This window comes from Paraburkholderia sp. BL6665CI2N2, assembly GCF_004366535.1.
Lineage (GTDB): Bacteria > Pseudomonadota > Gammaproteobacteria > Burkholderiales > Burkholderiaceae > Paraburkholderia.
Map to the genome: position 1 here is coordinate 8,010,002 of NZ_SORC01000001.1, position 18,402 is coordinate 8,028,403.

Below are 18,402 nucleotides of genomic sequence, written 5' to 3' on the forward strand. Positions count from 1 at the left end.
GCGACGCCACCGGCGCGGAACGCCTGCAAGCGCCGGGCAATAAGCGTGTTTTGTGCTAAGCATCCAATGCTAAGCAATCGCGGATTTGTTGCTTGGTCCGGTGTGGCGCACTGATTACGATGAGAGCGAACCTACACCCGTCTCGAGGTAACTCGCATGTCCGACAGTGCCTGTTTCAAGCCGCGTGTGATCGAACCTGTCGTCGTCAACCAGCCTGAAGGATTGGGCCTCGCAGTGGAGTTATGGCTCGCGCAACCCGTCGACGGAATTGCGGGGCGGGCGCTGCAGATTCATCTACGCAGCGACGCAAAAATGGCGCAGGCCGAGACGCTGCGCGATCTGCTGCATGCGTTGGGCACGGAGATCGTCGTGGCGTGAGCATGCGGCCTCCTCTCGATGCGCAGTAGGATTGCTCCGGCTGCTCACGCGCATAAAGAAAAGCGGTCAGGGGCTAACCCCTGACCGCTGTTCTCACGCATCGCCCGAACATACTTTTCGCGCGAGCGGACCGCGTTTCAAAGACTCAGGGCTCGAGACGCAGATACCCTTCTTTCGACGGATCGCGCATCCGCAGCGAAACGAGACCGGCGACCGCGCACAACGCGGTCACGTACCAGTAGAACATCGACTCGTTGCCGACCGACTTCAGCCACAGCGCCACATACTCCGCCGAGCCGCCGAAGATCGCGTTCGCCACCGCATACGAAAGCCCCACGCCGAGCGCCCGCACTTCCGGCGGGAACATTTCCGCCTTGATCAGACCGCTGATCGACGTGTAGAAACTGACGATCGCGAGTGCCACCACGACCAGACCGAAGGCCGCATACGGGCTCGTCACGTCTTTCAGCGCGTGCAGCAGCGGCACGGTGCCGATGGTCGCGAAGAAACCGAAGAACAGCATGGAACGGCGGCGGCCGATGCGGTCCGACAACGCGCCGAACGCCGGCTGCATCACCATGTAGACAAAGAGCGCCGCGGTCATCACGTTGCTGGCTGTCTTCGCATGCATGCCCGCCGTGTTGACCAGGTACTTCTGCATGTAGGTGGTGAACGTGTAGAAAATCAGCGAGCCGCCAGCCGTGAAACCGAGCACCGTCATGAACGCACCTTTGTGCAGCCACAGGCCGCGCAGCGTGCCGGCTTCCTTGCGTTGGCGCGTTTCGGCGGTGGTGGTTTCGTCGAGCGATTTACGCAGATACAGCGCGACCAGTGCCGCGACCGCGCCGATTGCGAACGGCACGCGCCAGCCCCACGCCTTCAGCTCTTCGGTGGAAAGCGTCTGTTGCAGCACCACCAGCACCAGCAGCGCGCACAATTGCCCGCCGATCAGCGTGACGTACTGGAACGACGCGAAGAAACCGCGCCGGCCCTTGAGCGCGACTTCACTCATGTAGGTCGCGCTGGTGCCGTACTCACCGCCCACCGACAAGCCCTGGAACAGCCGCGCGACCAGCAGCAGCGCCGGCGCCAGCGCACCGATCTGCGCGTAGGTGGGCAGCACGGCGATCACGAGCGAACCGCCGCACATCATGAACACCGACACCATCATCGCGGTGCGGCGGCCGTGCTTGTCGGCGAGGCGGCCGAAGAACCAGCCGCCGATCGGACGCATCAGGAAGCCGGCGGCGAACACGCCCGCCGTGTTGAGCAACTGCGTGGTGGTGTTGCCGCTCGGGAAGAACGCCGGCGCGAAGTACAGCGCGCAGAACGAATACACGTAAAAGTCGAACCACTCGACGAGATTGCCTGATGAAGCGCCAACGATCGCGAAGATGCGGCGCCGGGTATCGTGAGCCGAGGCCACGGTTTGGTCGGTTAGGTCGGTCATGCTGGTCTCTTTCCTTATCTTTGAACGGAGGTAGCGGTCTTGGCGCCGCCTTCATCACGCGCGGCGAAGTGCCCTGCCGGCATGTCGTCGCACGCGTGCGCGAATTTTACAGAACCGCAAGGCAAAGATGGGAGTTTGTTAGGGGCCCGCGAATGCGCGCCGTCCGTCTTGTTGCGGCGCGGCAGTATTGAGAACCGGCCTGATCGCGGTCGGGCAGCCAAGAAAAAAGCCAGCTCGAAAGCTGGCTTTTTGGGTCACAACACATCAATCGCGCTGCGTTGCACTGCGGCCGCCGGTCACACTCTCACTGCCGGCGGCACATAACGGCACTCGTAGCGCTTTCGAACCGTGCCATTCTCATCGACGCTTTCCAGATACACGTCGAATTGCCACAGCCGCGCCATGTGCTTGAGCACTTCGTCGCTATCGCCGGAAAGATGCCGGTTGTCGCTCATGAAGTGCCGCAGCGTCAAACTCCGGTCGCCGCGCGTGTTCACCGCCCACACCTGAATATTCGGCTCGCGGTGGTGCATGTCGTACTGCCGCGACAACGCCTGACGCACGTACTGATAGCCACTGTCGTCGTGAATTGCCGAGACTTCGAGCGCATCGCGCATGTCGTCGTCGAGCACGGAGAAGAGGCGCATTTCGCGGATCAGATGCGGCGAAAGATACTGCGCGACGAAACTCTCGTCCTTGAAGTTGCGCATCGCGTAGTGCATGGCCGGGAGCCACGGACTGCCCGCCAGTTCCGGGAACCACTTGCGGTCTTCTTCCGTAGGCGATTCGCAGATGCGGCGAATATCGCTCATCATCGAGAAACCCAGCGCGTACGGATTGATACCGCTGTAGTACGGTTTCGTGACCGGCGGCTGGTAGACCACGTTGCTGTGCGAATGGAGAAACTCCATCATGAAGCCGTCTTCCAGCTTGCCCTGGTTGTACATGGTGTTGAGCAAGGTGTAGTGCCAGAATGTCGCCCAGCCCTCGTTCATCACCTGGGTCTGCCGTTGCGGATAGAAATACTGGCCGACCTTGCGCACGATACGGATCACTTCCCGCTCCCACGGTTCCAGCAGCGGCGCGTTTTTCTCCGCGAAATACAGCAGGTTTTCCTGCGGCTCCGGCGGATAGCGCTCCTCGACTTCCTCCGGCAGCGGCGTATGCCGGGTCGGCAAGGTGCGCCACAGTTCATTCACCTGCGACTGCAGATAGGCCTCGCGTTCACGGCGCGCCGCAAACTCCTTTTGCAGCGACAGCTTCTGCGGACGTTTGTAACGGTCCACGCCATAGTTCATCAACGCGTGGCAGGAATCGAGCAGTTCCTCGACCCGGTCGAGCCCGAAACGCTCCTCGCACTCCGCGATGTAATTCTTCGCGTACACAAGGTAGTCGATGATCGCGTGCGCATCCGTCCACAGCCTGAACAGATAGTTGCCCTTGAAGAACGAGTTGTGCCCATAGGCCGCATGGGCGATGACGAGCGCCTGCATCGTCATCGTGTTCTCTTCCATCAGATACGCGATGCAGGGGTTCGAATTGATGACGATCTCGTACGCCAGCCCCATCTGCCCGCGACGGTAGCTTTTTTCGGTGGAGAGAAAGTGTTTGCCGAACGACCAGTGACGGTAGTTCACCGGCATACCGACGGACGCGTACGCATCCATCATCTGTTCGGCGCTGATGAGTTCGAGCTGGATCGGATACACGTCGAGTTCATATTGCTCTGCAACACGGGCAATATGCGAGTCGTACTCTTCGATCAATTCGAAGGTCCAGTCGGACGGGCACGGCAGAGGCCGTCTATCGGCTACGTTCATACGGACTTCCCTTTGCCCCTGAGTGGGCGTTCCGGTGTGTCCCCGTGCTGCAGCGGTGTCGACTGCTCCGGCTGCGGCGGTTCCGGTATCGTCCGCCCTCGCCTCGGCATGCCCCGACTGTTGCTGCTGCGGCACGCCTTTTCCGTGCTCCGGCGCGCCGTTCGCCGGCGCGCCGCGCACTTCGTTGTGCAGGTGCCTGTTCGTCATGAATTAGCCGCCTGCTTTTCGAACAACTCGCGAAACACCGGATAAATGTCAGCCGCGGTCTCGACTTTCTTCATCGCCATGTGCGGCTGGCTCAAGGCCAGTTGCGCATATTCCAGCCACAGATTCTGCTCTTCCGGCGTCACCTGAATATACGCAAAATAGCGCACCTTCTCCAGGATGTCATCCGAGAGTATCTTGCGGCACTTCGGCGAGTCGTCGGTCCAGTTGTCGCCGTCCGACGCCTGAGCGCCGTAAATATTCCATTCAGTCGGCGAATAACGCTCGTCCATTACCTTCTGCATCAATTCCAGCGCGCTTGAGACCACCGTGCCGCCGCTTTCGGTCGAATGAAAGAACGTGTCTTCGTCGACCTCTTCGGCGCGCGTGTGGTGGCGAATGAACACCACTTCGATCTTCTCGTAGTTACGCTTGAGGAACAGATACAGCAGGATGAAGAAGCGCTTGGCGAGATCCTTGCGCTGCTCGTCCATGGAGCCGGACACATCCATCAGACAGAACATCACGGCCTGGCTGGACGGCGTGGGCTGCTTCACGCGGTTCACGTAGCGCAGATCGAACGGATCGATGAACGGAATCCGCCAGATGCGCCCGCGCAAATGGTGAATCTCTTCTTCGAGCAGTTTGATGTCCTCGCGACGGTCGTCGGGATCGGCTTTCATGACCTCCAGTTGCCGCTCCATCTCGTGCAACTGGTTGACGAGCGGCGCCCCGAGCGCGATGCGGCGGCCGAGCGCGCTGCGCAGCGAACGGACCACGTCGATGTTGTTCGGCGTGCCTTCAGCAGCCCAGCCCGCGCGGATGCTCTTCCACGTCGGGACGGCAAGCAGATGGGTTTTGACGAGGCGCGGCAGTTCGAGATCGTCGAAGAAATACTGCATGAACTCTTCACGGCTCAGCTCGAACACGAAGTCGTCCTGACCCTCGCCTTCATTGCTGGCCTGATTGCCCCCGCCTCCGCCGCCGCCCCCTTGCGGGCGCTGGATCTTGTCGCCGCGGATGTAGTCGGAATTGCCCGGATGCACCATTTCCCGCTTGCCGCCGGGGCCATGCCGGAACGACGGCTCCGCAATGTCCTTGCGCGGGATTGTGATGCTCTGGGTGTTCTGAATGTCCTTGATGCTGCGGTCGCGCACGGCTTCCGAAACGGCGCGACGAATATAGTTCTTAACGCGACGCAAAAAACGTTCGCGATTCGCAATGCTTTTGTTCTTGCCTGCTAACCTGCGGTCGATGATTTGATGAAGCACGCCCGGTCTCCCGCTGTAATATCGCGTTTGCGAGACGTAGCTGCCCAAGGCAACGTTATGTCCATGCAGCTTGCGCCTCGCAGGGTGCCCACGCGGTCGGACCGCGCGGGCGGCACGCAATGCGCATCATGACGACTTGCGCACGCGCAGATACCAGTCACACAGCAAGCGCACCTGCTTCGGCGTATAGCCCTTCGTCACCATGCGATTGACGAAGTCTTCGTGCTTGCGTTGTTCTTCCGCCGAGCCCTTGGCGTTGAACGAAATCACCGGCAGCAGTTCCTCCGTGTTCGAGAACATTTTCTTTTCGATCACCACGCGCAACTTCTCGTAGCTGACCCATGCCGGATTCTTCCCGCCATTGGCAGCACGCGCACGCAGCACGAAGTTCACGATCTCGTTGCGGAAGTCCTTCGGGTTGCTGATACCCGCCGGTTTTTCGATCTTCTCCAGTTCGGCGTTCAGCGCCGCGCGGTCGAAACTCTCGCCGGTGTCGTGGTCGCGGAACTCCTGATCCTGAATCCAGAAGTCCGCGTACGTCACATAGCGATCGAAGATGTTCTGACCGTACTCGGAATACGACTCCAGATAAGCGGTCTGAATTTCCTTGCCGATGAACTCCGCGTAGCGCGAGGCGAGCACGTCTTTGATGAACGACAGGTACTTCTGTTCCGTTTCCGGCGGGAACTGCTCGCGTTCGATCTGCTGTTCGAGCACGTACATCAGATGCACCGGATTGGCCGCGACCTCGGTCGAGTCGAAGTTGAACACGCGCGAAAGAATCTTGAACGCGAAACGGGTCGACACGCCTGTCATCCCTTCATCCACGCCCGCGAAATCGCGGTACTCCTGATAAGACTTGGCCTTCGGATCGGTGTCCTTCAGGTTCTCGCCGTCGTACACCTGCATCTTCGAGAAGAGGCTCGAATTCTCCGGCTCCTGCAAGCGCGTGAGCACGGACATCTGCGCCATCATCTTCAAGGTGCCCGGCGCGCACACCGCATTGGCGAGCGACGAATTGCGCAGCAGCTTCTCGTAGATCTTGATCTCTTCACCGTAGCGCAGGCAGTACGGCACCTTCACGACGAAGATCCGGTCGAGCAGTGCTTCGTTGTTGCGGTTGTTGCGGAACGCCTTCCATTCGGACTCGTTCGAGTGAGCCAGAATCACGCCGTCGAACGGAATCGCGCCGAAGCCTTCCGTGCCCTTGAAGTTGCCTTCCTGGGTTGCAGTGAGCAACGGGTGCAACACCTTGATCGGCGCCTTGAACATTTCGACGAACTCGAGCAGCCCCTGATTGGCGAGACACAAGCCACCGGAGTAGCTGTATGCGTCCGCGTCATCTTGTGCGTACTGTTCGAGCTTGCGGATGTCGACCTTACCGACCAGCGACGAAATGTCCTGATTGTTTTCGTCACCCGGCTCGGTTTTGGCTATACCGATCTGGCGAAGGATCGACGGGTAGCGGCGCACCACGCGGAACTTGCGGATGTCGCCGTTGAATTCGTGCAGGCGCTTGACCGCCCACGGGCTCAGAATGCTTTTCAGGTAGCGGCGTGGAATACCGTATTGTTCTTCGAGAATCGGGCCATCTTCCTCATAGTCGAACAGACCGAGAGGCGACTCGTTCACGGGCGAGCCCTTGATCGAGTAGAACGGCACGCGTTCCATGAGCTGCTTGAGACGTTCCGCGATCGACGATTTGCCGCCGCCGACCGGGCCCAACAGATACAGGATCTGCTTCTTTTCTTCGAGCCCCTGGGCCGAGTGGCGGAAGTAGGCGACCACCTGCTCGATCACCTCTTCCATTCCGTAGAACTCACGGAATGCGGGGTATACCTTGATGACCTTGTTCGCGAAGATGCGCGACATGCGCGGATCGTTACGAGTGTCGATCTGTTCCGGCTCCCCGATCGCCGTTAACATGCGTTCGCCAGCCGTGGCGTACGCGGCGGGATTGTCTTTGCAGAGCGCGAGATACTCCTCGAGCGAGAGCTCATCTTCTCGCGTTTTCTCGAAGCGGGTCGCGAAACTGCTGTAGATATCCATGCTACCTCCTCGCCGAAGTCTAGACCGATGTCGTGCGCGGCGCGCTATTCGGAAACGACATCGCTCGAATTCATCCTAAACCCTTTTAAATTTTTTTTCACGAACTACGTTGCGAAAATCGCGCCGTATTCGTCTCCCAACACTCGTCACTTGGAAACAAAGTTTCGACCACCTACAATCTTGCGCTCATGTCGCAGCGATTGCGGTCACACGTCGCTGCCCCTTCTACCGCTGCCTTGCCGCCTTATCAGCAGCCTGCTGCAATGCTGCTCGTGCTGATCGAAGTGTCCCGCAATATTCTCTTGCACCAGCCGTTACGTTCATCGAACGATCCCACCGCAATATGAGACGGCGTGTCTGCACACGCACACTTTGTTGCTAAAAGCGCGGACGTCTGGCCGCTTTCTGTGTCCGGGTACTTTTTCCTCAACGCGCGACACGAGCGTTCGGTCGACACCGACACCTGACTGTTACATGTTCATGCGCGCTTCGTGCGCGCCTCCTACGCCGTCTCAAGCTTAAGCAAAGTCCGTGCGGTTTCATGCGCTTCGTCAACTGATGAACGGTTTTGTTCCGCGTCATTTACACGGCTCGTCATGAATCGCCCCGTGCGACGTGCGCGCATTAACCGCGTCGAGAGCATGGTTAGCCGCATGTATAACTGGATGACGACATCACCTTGCATCGCTTCAATAGCTGTATACGGCGAGGTCGCCCTCACAGATGCGAAGAATGTAAAACGGCCACCCTCAGGCAGCCGTTTGAACGAAGCTTCGTAATGTACTGTTACAAGCGTGCGATGCCTCAGGTCAGTTCAATCTCCACTTCCCCGAGGCCGTCGATGCGGCCGCGCACGACGCCCGCTTTGTCCAGCCTGTGGGCACCGACATACGAACCGGTAGTGATGGTCCACTCGGGCTCGATCGTAATGCCCATGGCAGCGCAATGGTTGACGAACCACACCAGCAGTTCGCGCGGGTCGCCGGCCGGATTGCCGGTGGCTTCGGGCAGCAGCGAAGCGCCCTCGAAGCTCAGTTCCAGTTCCGGCGAGACGAAGTCGAAGCCGCGCGCGAGACCCGCATAAGCGACCGGATGGCCCGTGATCAACGCACCGTTGTTCTGGGCGTCGGCCAGTTGCGCGAGCGGCGCGACATTCGGCCACTCGGTGAAGCGGCTATCGACGATCTCGATGGCGGGCAAGACGACGCCGACCTTCGAGAGCACCTCGTCGCGCGCATAGGCGCGGCCGCGCGGTTCGATCGCCTCCACGAAACGGAAGGCGATCTCCAGCTCGACCAGCACTCTGAAGAAGCCGTCATGCGCGACGCGCGCCGGCGATCGCAGCACCAGCGAAGCCGGAATCGGCGCGCCCGCGGCGGCCGCGCCCGGCGCTTTCGCGCCGATCTTCCAGGCGCCGGTCGAGTCGCCGAGACCTGCGATAACCGCCTGCTGGATCGCGTATGCGGTTGCCGCGTCGGGCGGCAGGCTGTCGGGTGCGGGCGCATCGATCGGGCGATGCTGCCGGCGTGCTTCGACGAGGCGGTTCGCGAAGTCGTATGGCGTCATGTCGGTCCTTTGGGGCTGGCGCATTGAGCGATTGGGAGTGGCGTGCTGGTGGGTGGTGGCCGTACGTCGGGCCATGCGTTTGGGTCGTTCGTTTGGGCCATGCATGGCGGTAGTCGCAGGCGGCGGAACCGCGCGTGTGGGCTAACGGGCCGTCAGCTCCTGCTGCACTATGCCGGGCCGCATTGCCCAGGCACGGTTGCTTCGGTGCGTCCGTCAATGTACCGGATCATGACGCCCGCCAGGGGGTCGGCCGACGCCGCAAACGTTACTTAATGCGCACGCCATAAAAAAAGACCGCGAATGCCTGCGCAATCGCGGTCTTTCGAAGCCAGCCGGCGTTTTCTTTCCACAGCGCGTACCCATCTAATGGGATTGACCGCAGCACCGGGAATGAATGTTGCGTCTGACTTCCGCTTAGAACGTTTCCCAGTCCTGATCGCTCCCTGCACTAGGGGATGCCGGGGCTTTAGCAGGCGCGCGTGCTGGTGCGGCAGCGGCCTGTGCCGTTGTGGCCGGCGCCTTCGTCGCAACAGCGGCGTGCGGCACGGGTTGCTCGGCGCGAGTATGTGAGACCTTGCGCGCGACGACTGAGCGCTGCGGCGTGGCGACGCGCTTCGGTGGCGTACTGACGGGCGCCTTGTAACCGCTTTCTTCGAGGTGGAACACGGCCACCGCGGTACGCAGCTTGCCGGCCTGATCTTCGAGCGAAGAAGCTGCGGCCGCAGCTTCTTCGACCAGCGCGGCGTTCTGCTGCGTGACTTCGTCCATCTGCGTGACGGCGCGCGCCACCTGATCGATGCCGCTGCTCTGCTCTTCCGATGCCGCGGCGATTTCGCCCATGATGTCGGTCACGCGCTGCACTGCGCCGATGATCTCGGTCATGGTGCGGCCGGCTTCGTCGACCAGCGCCGAGCCCGACTGCACGCGCTCCACCGAGGTGTCGATCAGTTCCTTGATTTCCTTCGCCGCCGCCGACGAGCGCTGCGCGAGGCTGCGCACTTCACCGGCCACGACCGCGAAGCCGCGCCCTTCCTCGCCGGCCCGCGCCGCTTCCACGGCCGCGTTCAAGGCGAGGATGTTGGTCTGAAACGCAATGCCTTCGATGATCGAAATAATGTCCGCGATTTTGGCCGAGCTTTGATTGATGTCGCCCATCGTGCCGACCACCTGGCCGACCACCGCGCTGCCCTTGTTGGCGATCTCCGACGCATTGGCCGCCAGCGAACTCGCCTGGCGGGCGTTGTCGGCGTTCTGCTTGACCGTGCCGGTCAGCTCTTCCATGCTCGACGCGGTTTCCTGCAGCGCCGACGCCTGCTCTTCGGTACGCGAGGACAGGTCGATATTGCCGGCCGCGATCTGGCGCGTGGCCGTCGCAATCGATTCACTGCCGCTGCGCACGGTACGCACCGTTTCGGTGAGGCTGCGCTGCATTTTGGCGATGCCTTCGAGCAACTGCCCCATTTCGTCGCGCGAGGTCACGACGACCGGGCGGCGCAGATCGCCGGCAGCAATCGCGTCGAAATGACCGAGGGCGGCATCGAGCGGCCGGGCGATCGCGCGGCTGAGCGTCAGGTACGAAATCACCGCCGCCAGCACGCCGATCAGCAACGCACCCGCGCTGACCATGCGGAACACGTCGAAGCTGCTTTGCGCCGTGTCGTAGCCCTCTTTCGCCGACGCGAACTGATATTTGCGCAGCGCGTCGTCGGAATTGGCGAGGTCGTTGTAGGCGGCCTGCAGCCGCTTGGCGCCGTCGACCAGCTTGGGCGACTCGTTCGCGGCGACGATCGTGGCGAACGCGTCCATCTGCTGATGCAGCGCCTCACGTTTGGAGACGACGTCTTGCGCGAGGCGGTCTTCATCCGCATCGCGCGGCAGGTCCATGTACTTCTTCCACCACGTGTCCGACGTGGCGCGCATGGTGCGCGCGCGCTCGAGCGTCGGCGGCGCTTCCGGCGTGCCGATCATGAACGCCGCGCGGTCGAGCGCGAGCCGTTCGCGCGCCGCAAACAGCTCGGCGTTGCCGATATTGACCGCGCTCGGCATGGCGTTGGTGAACGTGTCCTTATAGGCGTCATTCGAACGGCTCATGCCGATCAGACCGAATACGCCGATGGCGACGAGCAGCGCGGCGAGAAACGCCATCGTGAGGCCTATCCGCGCCTTGATCGTAATGCCCTTGTTCAACATGCTTGTTCCTGTGCTTAACAAAATGTGAGGCTGCGTCCGCAGCGCGGCTTGGCGTGTGGCGTCTGCGTAGTCGCGTTCTTTTGATGCCGCGCTCTAATGAGCCTGTTTACGGCATGGTGACCGCGTACTTGAAGGATTTATATGGTATGAGGAAAGGCGGCGTAGACAACGGAATAAATTACAATAGGCTGACAGCCGGCGGCTTGGCAGGCAGCCGATGTGGAACCGGAGCGGCGGTGGGTCCAGGTCGGCAGAGCGAGGCGGCGCGCCGTTGCGGCGGCTGGCGGTGTGCTGACGGCGTCGCGCGAAGGTCCTAGATTGCGGCGACGTTAGCGAGCGCCGCATGGTTGAATCCGTCCGACTGCCTGATCCCGATGTGACAAGGCAAGCGTAGAAATACTGTTTAGCGCCGAAACATACGCGCGTTTCCAGCGCCGCATCCGACAGCGTCCGCGGGGTCGCCGAACTGTTCAGCAGCCCGTCGCGGGTCAATGCGGGTGAAACTCGAAGGCTACGTGTTGCGCGAAAGGAATCGCCTCGCACGAGCAACCGCTCCGCTAACCACAAATGCGCGTTTGAAATCCGCGCATCCGTCTGCGGTCACGCCGCCAGATCGCGCCTGGCCGCGCCGGCCCATGTCGCGGTGGATTCGCGCACGATCAGCCGCGGCGAGACCACGCGCCGGCGGCCCGGCGCGCGTGGCGTGCCCGACGAGGTCCCGGCGATCCGTTCGATCAGCGTTTGCGCGGCCATATCGCCGAGCGCGCGGACCGATTGCCCGACGGTCGAGAGCGCCGGATAGGTGAAACGCCCCAGTTCGATATCGTCGAAACCGATGATCGAGCAATCGCGCGGCACGCTGATATTGCGTTCCGCGGCGGCGCGCAGCGCGCCGATGCCCATCATGTCGTTGCCGGCAAAAATCGCCGTCGGCCTGAGCGTGTCGAACAGTTGCGCGGCCGCACGGTGGCCGCCGGTGCCCGAAAAATCGCTTTCCACGATCGCGTCGGGCGGAATCTCGATGCCGCGCTCCGTCATCGCGCGGATAAAGCCGTGCACCCGCATCGCGCTGACCGCCGTCTGAACCGGCCCGGTGATGCAGCCGATCCGTACATGCCCCAGTTCGAGCAGATGCCGGGTCGCCAGATAGCCGCCCTTCTCATGATCGATCTGCACCAGATCCGCGTTCAGCCCTTCGATGTTGCGATCCAGAATGACCAGCGGCTCGTGCGAGTCGGCGAGCGTCTGCGCGAGCACGGCGTCGTCGCCGGCGGACGCGACGATCAGGCCGTCGATGCGCTTTTCCTGCAGCACGCGCAGATAGTTACGCTGCTTGGCCGGATCGTCGTCGGAATTGCAGAAGAATACGCAGTAGCCGTTGCGCGAACAACCGTCCTCGATGCCGCGCGCCAGTTCCGCGAAATACGGGTTCGTCGCGTTCGGCACGACCAGCCCGATGGTCGCCGTCGCCCGCGCCTTCAGCGAGCGGGCCACCGCCGACGGAACATAGTGGAGCTGACGGATCGCGTGCTCGACCTTCGCGCGCACGTCCGCCGACACCGGCCGCGAATTGTTCACCACGTGCGATACCGTCGTGAACGACACGCCTGCCGCAGCCGCTACATCCTTGATCGTCGCCATAACCTGTTGCTCTCCCGCCTGTTTTACCGCCGGCCGCGCCACCTGGCGACCCGCCGGACTCTTCATCGAAGATCGACTCAATCCGTGAATTCTTACGCTTTACCGCTCATGACGCTGTGACTGCCCAGGTTGCGTTACTCTGCCGGTTTGCGTGACTTCACCTGTCAGGCCCGCTTGCGGCGGCTGCGATACGTATCCAGCACCACCGCCACCACGATCACCGCGCCGGTGATCATCCGCTTGGTCGGCTCGTTCGCGCCGATCTGAGCGAGGCCGGCCGCCAGCACGGAAATGATCAACACGCCGAAAAAAGTGCTGATCACCGAGCCGCGTCCGCCCATCAGGCTCGTGCCGCCGATCACCACGGCCGCGATCACCTGCAGTTCCACGCCCTGGCCCGCGTTCGGATCGGCCGCTTCCAGCCGCGAAATCTGGAACAGCGCGGCCAGCCCCGAGAGCGCGCCCATCAGCGCGAACACGATGACCTTATAGGGCCGCGGATTGACGCCCGCGAGCCGCACCGCTTCCTCGTTGGTGCCGATGCCGACCAGATAGCGGCCGAATACCGTGCGCGTAAGCACCAGCTGCGCGATGACCATCACCGCCACCGCGATCAGGAACGCCGGCGAGATGCCGAGCGCGATCGGGTTCGACAGGAAGTCGAACGCGTCGCCGATATAGGCGGTGCGCGAATTCGTCATCTGATACGCCATGCCGCGCGCCGCTTCCAGCACACCGAGCGAGACGATGAACGACGGAATCCGCCAGCCCACCGTCACCGCGCCGGTGATGGTGCCGGTCAGCGCCGCCGCCGCGACGCCGAGCAGCGCCGACGGCAATGCCCCCCAGCCCCACTTCAGCGCGGCCACGCTCACCACCGACGCACCGAGCGCCAGCACCGATCCCACCGACAGATCGATGCCGGCGATGATCAGCACGAAGGTCATGCCGACCGACATCACCACCAGATCCGGAATCTGGTTGGCGATCGTGCTAAACGTGTCGTAGGTCAGAAAGTGGGAACTCAGCAGCGAGAACAGCACGATCATCCCGAGCAACGCGCCGGCGAGCCCTAGGTAATTCGAAAAGCCCAGCCGCGTGCCGGCCGGCTTGCCGCTCGCGAGCGGCGCCGACGGATCGGGCGGCGGCGTCACGGTGCCCGTGCCGCTCGCCGTGCCCGGCTTGTCGCCCGATGCTTCCCGCAACGGTTGATCGTTCATCACACACTCCCTGCTTCGCTGGTGTCGGGGGCGGCGTGCAGCAACGCTTCGCGGCTGCGGTAGCCGGCGAAAGCCGCGGCCAGCAACGCGTCCTGCGACCAGTTATCGCGCTCGAACACACCCGTCATGCTACCCGCGGACATCACGCCGATCCGGTCGCAGATCAGCATGAGCTCGCGCAGGTCGCTCGACACCACGACGAGCGCGCGCCCTTCACGGGCCAGCGCACCCATCAGGCCATAAATATCGAACTTCGCGCCGACGTCGATGCCGCGCGTCGGTTCGTCGAATAACAGCACGCGGCAGTCGCGCGCCAGCCAGCGGCCGATCACGACCTTCTGCTGGTTGCCGCCCGACAGCTCGCCGACAATCTGCCCCGGCCCCGACGTACGGATCCGCATCGCCGCGATCTGCGTCTGCGCCAGCGCGTTCTCCCGCTTCGCATCGACGATGCCGTGCCGCGCCACGCTGCCGATATTGCCGAGCGACACGTTGGCCGCGATCGGCTGCGGCAGCAGCAGGCCTTCGCCTTTGCGGTCCTCGGTGATCAGCGCGATGCCCGCGCGCACCGCGTCCGAAGGTGAAGCAATCTGCACCGGCGTGGGCGGCGCGCCCGGCGTGGCGGCCAGCGAGACGGTGCCGCTATCCTTCGGATCCGCGCCGTAGATCAGCCGCATCAACTCCGTGCGGCCCGCGCCGATCAGGCCGCTGATGCCGAAAATCTCGCCCGCGCGCACTTCGAACGACACCTCGCGGACTACCTTGCCGCGCGTCAGCCGGTCCACTTTCAACAGCGGCGCGCCGATGTTGCGCACGCCCAGTTCGATCCGCTCGCCGAGTTCGCGGCCGACCATCCATGTGACGATTTCGTCGCTGGTCAGGTTGGCCATCGCGTCGACATGCACCAGCCGCCCGTCGCGCAAAATGGCGATCTGCTCGGCCACCCGCGCGAGTTCCTCCAGCCGGTGCGAGATGTAGATCAGCGCCACGCCGCGCGCCTTGAGCCGGTCGATCTGTTCGAACAGCAGATCGACTTCGCGCGCGGTCAGCATAGCGGTCGGCTCGTCGAGGATCAGCACGCGGCAATCGTCGATCAGATTGCGTGCGATCTCCACCATCTGCTGATGGCCGATGCCGAGCTCGCCGACCAGCGTGTCCGGATCGATCGCGTCGAGCCCGACCTGCGCCATGGCGTGACGCGCGTCCTCGCGCAGCTTGCGCCGGTCGATCCAGCCGAAGCTGAACGCGCCGGCGCGCGGCAAGCGGTTAAGGAACAGGTTTTCGGCCACCGACAAGGTCGGCAGCAGATTCAGTTCCTGCATGACCATGCGTACGCCGAGTGCCTCGGCCTGGGTACGGCTCGCCGGTGCATACGGCACGCCGCCGAGCTGCATCGTGCCGGCGGTCGGATCGACCAGCCCGCCGATGATCTTGGACAGCGTACTCTTGCCCGCGCCGTTCTCGCCCGTCAGCGCCAATACCTCGCCGGCGCGCAGCGAGAGCGAAACGTCGGCGAGCACCGGTTCGGCGTAGGTCTTGCCGATGCCGCTGACAGACAGGACGGCAGGCACGGCGTCGTGATCGGTTGAATCCATCGCAATCCTGGTTCCCGGGCGGCAGGCGCGGCCTCATCCGATTCGACCGGGTGAAGTAGCAGCCCTTGCGCCCCATGTCATGCCGGCCCAATGCGCGGAATGCGCCGGCGCTAACAGCCACGCCCCCTCCCGTCGCGCGGCACCGTCATGACGCTTACCTCTGGAATTAACGGCGGCGCGGCAGGTTTCTTGAGCGTTTATTGAATAGACGCGGGTTTGGCGGGCGCAGGTCGAGCATGAAGCATGAAACGGCGCCGGCGCGAACCCGCGTACCCGACTTACCCCGGGACTGACCGGGCAATGCTTACTTCGTGACCAGATCGCACGGCGTTTCCACCACGCCGGACAGATCCGCCTGCTTCTTGTGCTCGCTGAGCGCCTTCAACGCGGTGTCGATACCGAACACGGCCTGCTTGGCCGCGTACTGATCCGCGGTGGCGAGCACGCGGCCATCCTTGAGCATCGGTTTGATCGCATTGATGTTGTCGTAGCCGACCACCAGCACCTTGCCTTGCTTGCCCGCCGCGCGCACCGCCGAGACCGCGCCGATCGCCATGTTGTCGTTGCCGGCGAGCAGCGCCTTCAGGTTCGGGTATTCGTTGAGCATGGCCGACGCGACCGCGTTGCCCTTGTCGATTTCCCATTCACCCGACTGCACCGAGACGACCTTGGCGCCGACCGTCTGCATCGCGTCCTTGAAACCCGCGGTGCGCTGCTGTGCGTTGGTGGTGGTCGACACGCCTTCGATAATGCCGACCTCGTCGCCCGACTTCAGCTTCTTCGCCAGATAGTCGCCGACCTTCTGCGCCCCCTTGCGGTTATCCGGGCCGACGAACGGCACGTTCAGGTTTTTCGACTTGAGCACGTCCGGGTCGAGCCGGTTGTCGATGTTCACCACGATGATGCCCGCGTCGATCGCTTTCTTGACGACCGGCACCAGCGCCTTCGAATCGGCCGGCGCCAGCACGATCGCGTCGACCTTCGAGACGATCATCTGCTCGACGATGCGGATCTGGTTCGCCGTATCGGTCTCGTCCTTGATGCCGTTGGTGATCAGGTCGAACTGCGACGGATTGTGCTTCTGATAGTCCTTCGCGCCGGTCTCCATTGTGAGGAAGAACTCGTTGGCGAGCGACTTCATCACGAGCGCGACCTTCGGTTTATGAGCGGGCGCGCTTTGCGCGTACGCGGAGGAAAACGGCAGCGCGGCGGTGGCGGTGGCGAGGACGGCGGCCGTCAGGATGCGGCGGCGAATGCGTTGGCTCATGCATATCTCCAGGGTCTGGCAGGCTCGCGGCGGAGCCTTATTTTTAATTAGTGCGCAAACGTTTGCGAAGCCCATTCTCAGCGCAGTCTATTCTGATTGTCAACGATGCGCGGTGTTGCAGTGCATCGGCACGCGGGACGCACGGCGATGCACTGCATAAGGTCGAATCGAAGCGGCGCGCCGCTTCAGCGCGCCGGCAGACGACGTGTGGCAAGAGTTCCTCGCTTGGTCCGTGCGTGTCGGATTGACCGCCGGTTGCAAGATCGCAAGCCGGCGGGCCGCCTATGCTGGACTTTTATTGCGTGCGGTGCAAGCGCGGAGCGGCGCGGACGAACGCCGCACCGCCTCACATCAGAGCCAGCCGGCCTTGCGGAAGCGCCAATACAGCACGAGGTCGACGCTCAGCATGACCAGAAGACAGATCGGATAGCCGTACTGGTAATGCAACTCGGGAATGCTCTGGAAGTTCATCCCGTAGATGCCGGCGATCATGGTCGGCACCGCGAACAGCGCCGCGAACGAGCCGAGCCGTTTGGTCACCTCGCTCTCCGCCAGCGAGATCATGCCGAGATTGACCTGCACGGCGGTGACGACCATTTCGCGCCGGCCGTCGATGATTCTGACGATCCGGTCGAGATGGTCGTAGACATCGCGGAAGTAAGCCTGCATGCCTTCGCAGATGCTCGGAATGCGGCCGCCCGTCAGTTTGCTGAGGGCTTCCTGCAACGGCGCGATATGGTGCTGCAGGATCACGAGGCGGCGCTTGAGCGAGTACAGATCCTCGATGATCGCGCGCGAAGCCGCCGAATTGTTGCGGTCGAAAATGCGGTCTTCGAGCGCTTCGATCTCGGTGTTCATGGTCTCGACAATCGGGAAATAGCGATCGACGATATCGTCGGCGAGCGCATACAGCACGAACGCCGAGCCTTCCTTGAGTAGTTGCGGCTCGCGCTCGCAGCGGGCACGCACGTTCTGGAAGCCGGCGCGGGTGCCGCGCCGCACGGAGAGCACGTAATTGGCGCCGACGAACACGTCGACTTCGCCGATCAGCAGTTCGCCCTCTTCATCCATTTCCACCGTGTGCATCACGGCGAACAGCGACTCGCCGTACTCCTCGATCTTGGGACGCTGGTGGCCGTTCTGCGCATCTTCGATCGCGAGCTCGTGCAGGCCGAACTCGTGTTTCATCACGGCCAGTTCGCCCGGGCCCGGGTCTTTCAGCGCCACCCAGACGAAACACTCGGGCCTGGCCACGTAGTCGCTGATGCTATCGATGTCGATGTCTGCCAGCTTCCGGCCGTCCTGATACGCGGCGCAATTGATCAGCATGTTGAGTTACCTTGAAAACGGAACAGGCCGGCCGCACGCTTACGATACGTAAGCCTGGCGGCGCTCTGCATGAACGAATTTGCTTTAGCCGCCATGTTAAGGGCTACGCGTAATGGCCATGTATCGAATTGTTAAGCCTCGCGACCGACGATGCGTGCGGCCGGGACCGGCTTGAACGGAACCGGCTCGGCGGGTGTCGAGGCGCAGCCGGCGAGCACGCCGAGACTTGATGCGGCAAGCGCGCCCAGCCTCGCCAATGCGACCAGTGCGGCTTGGCGGTGGTGGTCCGGACGCGTCGGCATGCTGGTCTCCCGTCTAGTTGGTTATGGTCCCGCTCGTGTGCGTATTCTTTCTGATCGGTATGCAGGACAATGCCTGGCCGTCCTGATTGCTGACCGCTGCTGCCGCCCAACCTTTGCCAT

13 protein-coding genes are annotated in these 18,402 nt (G+C 62.6%); 1 reads left to right on the forward strand and 12 read right to left on the reverse strand.

The window, feature by feature from the left end; all coding sequences use genetic code 11:
* The first annotated feature begins 156 nt into the window (after window positions 1-156).
* Entirely contained in the window at window positions 157-378 is a 222-nt protein-coding gene (locus tag B0G81_RS35955) for a hypothetical protein (RefSeq protein WP_012433250.1), read from the forward strand.
* Between the two features lie 145 nt (window positions 379-523).
* Here the strand turns inward: B0G81_RS35955 and B0G81_RS35960 are convergent, their stop codons facing one another.
* From B0G81_RS35960 to B0G81_RS43950, 12 genes are all read right to left on the reverse strand, one after another.
* A complete protein-coding gene (locus B0G81_RS35960; RefSeq protein WP_106284298.1) occupies window positions 524-1,828 on the reverse strand; it encodes an MFS family transporter in 1,305 nt (434 codons plus the stop codon).
* Between the two features lie 296 nt (window positions 1,829-2,124).
* On the reverse strand, window positions 2,125-3,855 hold the full coding sequence (locus B0G81_RS35965) for a SpoVR family protein (RefSeq protein ID WP_134142306.1): 1,731 nt from the start codon (window positions 3,853-3,855) through the stop codon (window positions 2,125-2,127).
* Window positions 3,852-5,123: a YeaH/YhbH family protein gene (locus B0G81_RS35970; RefSeq protein WP_116117146.1), complete on the reverse strand. Its 1,272-nt coding sequence runs from the start codon at window positions 5,121-5,123 to the stop codon at window positions 3,852-3,854. The genes B0G81_RS35965 and B0G81_RS35970 overlap by 4 nt, the downstream gene beginning before the upstream one ends.
* A gap of 126 nt (window positions 5,124-5,249) precedes the next feature.
* Window positions 5,250-7,172 carry a PrkA family serine protein kinase gene (locus B0G81_RS35975; RefSeq protein WP_012433254.1) on the reverse strand — a complete coding sequence of 641 codons (1,923 nt, stop codon included), beginning with the start codon at window positions 7,170-7,172 and terminating at the stop codon, window positions 5,250-5,252.
* 804 nt (window positions 7,173-7,976) lie between these two features.
* On the reverse strand, window positions 7,977-8,738 hold the full coding sequence (locus tag B0G81_RS35985; protein ID WP_116117148.1) for a hydratase: 762 nt from the start codon (window positions 8,736-8,738) through the stop codon (window positions 7,977-7,979).
* A 414-nt stretch (window positions 8,739-9,152) separates the two neighbouring features.
* Window positions 9,153-10,928: a methyl-accepting chemotaxis protein gene (locus tag B0G81_RS35990; RefSeq protein WP_134142310.1), complete on the reverse strand. Its 1,776-nt coding sequence runs from the start codon at window positions 10,926-10,928 to the stop codon at window positions 9,153-9,155.
* A 600-nt stretch (window positions 10,929-11,528) separates the two neighbouring features.
* Window positions 11,529-12,569, reverse strand: a complete 1,041-nt coding sequence (locus tag B0G81_RS35995; RefSeq protein ID WP_106284292.1) for a LacI family DNA-binding transcriptional regulator — start codon at window positions 12,567-12,569, stop codon at window positions 11,529-11,531.
* 164 nt (window positions 12,570-12,733) lie between these two features.
* Window positions 12,734-13,789 (reverse strand): ABC transporter permease, encoded by a 1,056-nt coding sequence (locus B0G81_RS36000; RefSeq protein ID WP_106284291.1) that lies wholly within the window; start codon window positions 13,787-13,789, stop codon window positions 12,734-12,736.
* Complete coding sequence (locus B0G81_RS36005; RefSeq protein WP_106284290.1) at window positions 13,789-15,384, reverse strand: sugar ABC transporter ATP-binding protein; 1,596 nt, start codon at window positions 15,382-15,384, stop codon at window positions 13,789-13,791. Before B0G81_RS36005 ends, B0G81_RS36000 begins: the two co-directional genes overlap by 1 nt.
* Before the next feature lie 304 nt (window positions 15,385-15,688).
* On the reverse strand, window positions 15,689-16,651 hold the full coding sequence (locus tag B0G81_RS36010) for a sugar ABC transporter substrate-binding protein (protein ID WP_106284289.1): 963 nt from the start codon (window positions 16,649-16,651) through the stop codon (window positions 15,689-15,691).
* Window positions 16,652-17,002: 351 nt separating this feature from the next.
* Window positions 17,003-17,980, reverse strand: a complete 978-nt coding sequence (gene corA, locus B0G81_RS36015; protein ID WP_106284288.1) for a magnesium/cobalt transporter CorA — start codon at window positions 17,978-17,980, stop codon at window positions 17,003-17,005.
* A 131-nt stretch (window positions 17,981-18,111) separates the two neighbouring features.
* Complete coding sequence (locus B0G81_RS43950; protein ID WP_166678908.1) at window positions 18,112-18,282, reverse strand: hypothetical protein; 171 nt, start codon at window positions 18,280-18,282, stop codon at window positions 18,112-18,114.
* Window positions 18,283-18,402: the final 120 nt, after the last annotated feature.